The sequence below is a fragment of the Brevundimonas sp. genome (assembly GCF_032107865.1).
GTDB lineage: Bacteria > Pseudomonadota > Alphaproteobacteria > Caulobacterales > Caulobacteraceae > Brevundimonas.
Window position 1 is genome coordinate 1 of sequence record NZ_DAMCNG010000259.1, and the last position, 3,453, is coordinate 3,453.

At 67.7% G+C, this 3,453-nt stretch carries 5 protein-coding genes; 4 read left to right on the forward strand and 1 reads right to left on the reverse strand.

All coding sequences use genetic code 11. The features are described 5' to 3' along the window. Nucleotides 1-674: hypothetical protein (locus RT567_RS15085; RefSeq protein WP_313577062.1), on the reverse strand; the 674-nt coding region annotated here is incomplete at its 3' end. A 191-nt stretch (nucleotides 675-865) separates the two neighbouring features. Between RT567_RS15085 and fliQ the strand changes: the two genes are divergently transcribed. From fliQ to RT567_RS15105, 4 genes are all read left to right on the forward strand, one after another. Further along, a complete protein-coding gene (gene fliQ / locus RT567_RS15090) occupies nucleotides 866-1,129 on the forward strand; it encodes a flagellar biosynthesis protein FliQ (RefSeq protein WP_003163604.1) in 264 nt (87 codons plus the stop codon). Nucleotides 1,130-1,151: 22 nt separating this feature from the next. Continuing rightward, on the forward strand, nucleotides 1,152-1,922 hold the full coding sequence (fliR, locus tag RT567_RS15095) for a flagellar biosynthetic protein FliR (RefSeq protein ID WP_313577063.1): 771 nt from the start codon (nucleotides 1,152-1,154) through the stop codon (nucleotides 1,920-1,922). Beyond that, nucleotides 1,915-2,991, forward strand: a complete 1,077-nt coding sequence (gene flhB, locus RT567_RS15100) for a flagellar biosynthesis protein FlhB (RefSeq protein ID WP_313577064.1) — start codon at nucleotides 1,915-1,917, stop codon at nucleotides 2,989-2,991. The genes fliR and flhB overlap by 8 nt, the downstream gene beginning before the upstream one ends. Before the next feature lie 198 nt (nucleotides 2,992-3,189). Then, nucleotides 3,190-3,453 (forward strand): hypothetical protein (locus RT567_RS15105; protein WP_313577065.1); only part of this gene is annotated, 264 nt, incomplete at its 3' end.

Sequence of the window (3,453 nt, forward strand, 5' to 3'; positions counted from 1 at the left end):
ACGGCGACGCGGCCGTCGGCGGCGATCTTGCGCGCCAGTTCGCCGGCGGGCAGCAGGCCGGCGGTCGGAGCCAGGGCCTTGACCTCGGCCACCGCCATCGCGCCTTGCGCGCTGCCGACATACAGGTGGACCCAGACCGTGCGGTCGGCCTGGCGGATGATCCAGGTCTGCGACGGGTTGTTGTAGATGTCGCCGATGCCGTTCAGGGCCGCCATCTGCACCGCCTCGGGCAGGGCGTGGGCGGCTTCATTGGGAATCTGGCCGTCGAAGATGCGAACCGCGCCCGCTTCCTTCAGCGCGTGCTCCATGTTCCGCAACAGTTCCAGCCGCGAGAAGCTCTTGCCGCTGTCGTTGGTGATCTGGGTCTGGTGGATGCGACCCTCGACCATCTGGAACCCGGCGCCGGTCCAGAAGGGGAAGTCGGCGAAGTCGTGCGTCTCGCTGTTCTGCGGCTTGTAGCCGTCGGGCAGGCGCAGATAGGGGAAGTCGCCCAGGCTGACGCTCGACAGGGCCACGCTGTTCACGTCGAAGACGCCCGGTGCTGCGGTTGACGCGCCCTCGGCCGGCGCGGCCGTCGCCTCAGCCTGTTCCGGCGCCTTGTTGTCGCATGCGGCGACCAGCGACGCCGAGGCCGCGATCATCAGGACAGAGGCGAGACGCAGGAACGGTTTCATGAGGCATCCTTCAGGCGTTGATCGGGGTAGGGCGAAACCGTTCGTCTAGTCGCCGCTGTTGTCAATCGCGTGAAGCGGCATCGACCGAAACGTCGCACTCATTCCATCGTCCTAACGTCGCGTTAACCATCCTGTCGGCATTTTCTGCCCACTGTCCCGCGCGTGTGTTCGGGGCGCCTCGGGGATCGGCGATGAGCGGCGCGGAAGTTCTGGATGTGGGTCGCGACGCCCTGTGGCTGACGATCCAGCTGTGCCTGCCGGCCCTGATCGTGGCCCTGGTGGTCGGCGTGGCCATCGGCCTGTTCCAGGCTCTGACCCAGATTCAGGAGCAGACCCTGGTCTATGCGCCCAAGATCATCGCCATCTTCGTGTCGTTGCTGCTATTCCTGCCGCTGATGGGCGCCCTGCTGGGCGGCTTCATGCGCGAGATCGCCGCGCGCATCGCGGGCATGTAGGGCGAGGCTGTAGGGCAGGGACATGGAGCCTTACGCCACGGCGGAACAGGTCTGGGCCGGGGGGCTGATCTTCGCGCGCGTCGGCGCGATCCTGATGATGCTGCCCGGCTTCGGCGAATCCTATGTGCCGCCGAGGGTCCGTCTGTCGCTGGCCCTGGTGCTGTCGCTGGCGTTGTGGCCCATCGTGGGCGGCGCCCTGCCGGCCCTGCCCGCCACGCTGGGGGCCACCGTCGGCTGGGTGATCCGCGAGGTGCTGACCGGCTTGGCCATCGGCGCCATCCTGCGCAGCTTCATGACCGCCCTGACCACGGCGGGCGAGATCGTCTCCCTGCAGACGACGCTGGGCTTCTCCCAGACCGCCAACCCGCTGCAGGCCCAGCCGGGGACGACCCTGTCGGCCTTTCTGATGCTGCTGGGCGTGACCCTGGTGTTCGCCACCAACACCCATCACCTGTTCATCGGCGGCATGGTCGGATCGTATGAGGCCATCGCCCCGGCCAAGCCGCTGATCGTGTCGGACTTCACGACCATGGCGGTGAAGACCCTGAGCCAGAGCTTCATGCTGGGGGTGCAACTGGCGGCGCCGGTGCTGGTGTTCGCCCTGATCTTCAACCTGGCCTCAGGCCTGGTGGCGCGGGTCATGCCCAGCTTCCAGGTCTATTTCGCCGCCGCGCCCTTGAGCGTCATCCTGGGGCTGTCGGTGTTCACGCTCAGCCTAGGCGTGGTGGGGACTGTCTTCATCGACCGCTACCGCTCAGTGGCGGCCTTCTTCACGGGAGGCGCCGTTGGCTGACGGCCCCGATCCCGAGTCGAAAACAGAAGACGCCACCCCGCGAAAACTCGAAGAGGCGCGGAAAAAGGGCGACGTCGCCAAGTCGCCGGACGTGGCGGCGGCGCTGTCTCTGGCCGGGGCGGCGGCGGTGCTGCTGGCGGGCGGCGGCTGGTTCTCGACCCGGATCGCCGAGGCGCTGACTCCCTTCCTGGCCCAGCCGCACGCCATGGTCGGCGGGTTGGAAGCGGGCGGGGGCGTCGAGATCGGCATGCACGCCGTTTGGGCGGCGGCGCCGTTCCTGGCGGCCCTGATGTTCGCGGTCATCCTGGGCGGGGTCGGCGGTAATCTGGCTCAGTCGGGCCTCATCTTCACCGCCGACAAGGTCAAGCCGAAGTGGTCCAAGGTGAATCCGCTGGAGGGCTTCAAGCGCATCTTCGGCCCGGACGGCTTGGTGCAGTTCCTCAAGACCTTCATCAAACTGGTCGCCATCGGCGCCGTCTGCTGGTGGGTGCTGAAGCCCCACGCGCGCGAGCTCGAGAACCTGGCCGCCATGAGCCCCGCGATGATCCTGCCGTTCGCGCGCGACCTGGCGCTGGCGTTGATGCTGTCGGCGCTGATCTTCCTGTCGCTGACGGCGGGGGCTGACTATCTGTGGCAGCGGATGCGTTTCGCCAAGCGGATGCGGATGACCAAGGAAGAGCTGAAGGAAGACTTCAAACAGTCCGACGGCGACCCGCACGTTAAGGCCAAGCTGCGCCAGATCCGTATGCAGCGCGGTCGTCAGCGGATGATGCAGGCCGTACCGGACGCCACCGTCATCATCACCAACCCGACCCACTATTCGGTCGCCCTGCGCTATGAGCCGGACAAGGGCGACGGCGCGCCGGTCTGCGTCGCCAAGGGCGTCGACGCCCTGGCCCTGCGCATCCGCGAGGTGGCCAAGGAGCACAAGGTGCCCATCGTCGAGAACGTGCCCCTGGCCCGCGCCCTCTATGCGGCGGTCGAGGTGGACGGCGTCATCCCCCGCGAACATTTCGAGGCGGCCGCCAAGATCATCGGCTTCGTCATGCAGCGAAGGAAGCGGCGATGAAGGGTGAAGGCGCCGTCTCTCCCTCCCCTTCATGGGGAGGGTGGCTGAGCCCGTCAGGGCGAAGTCGGGTGGGGGCGTCTTGGCTGGTCAAGCGCGACATCCAGCATCACCTCGCCCTCCCCACCCGGTCGCTGCGCGACCACCCTCCCCATGAAGGGGAGGGAGAGGCTTCGCTAGGGCGCATGAAAGAGCTTCGGTATGCTGACGAACCCTGATTCGCGCGGGCGAGACGCCATGACCATTTCCCGACCGCAAGACCGCCAGAAGGCCCGCGCTGTCCGCCGTCCGCGTTTCGACCCGTGGCTGGTCGCGATGGCGGTGGGCTTCGCCCTGGCGATCGCGGCCATCGCCTATCCGGCGTTCCGGGCCAACGCCTTCACCGCGCCGGGGCTGATCCTGATCTTCGCGGCAGGGGCGACGGCGCTGATCTGGCTGTCCGCCTTCGGCCGGTCAGAGCGGCGG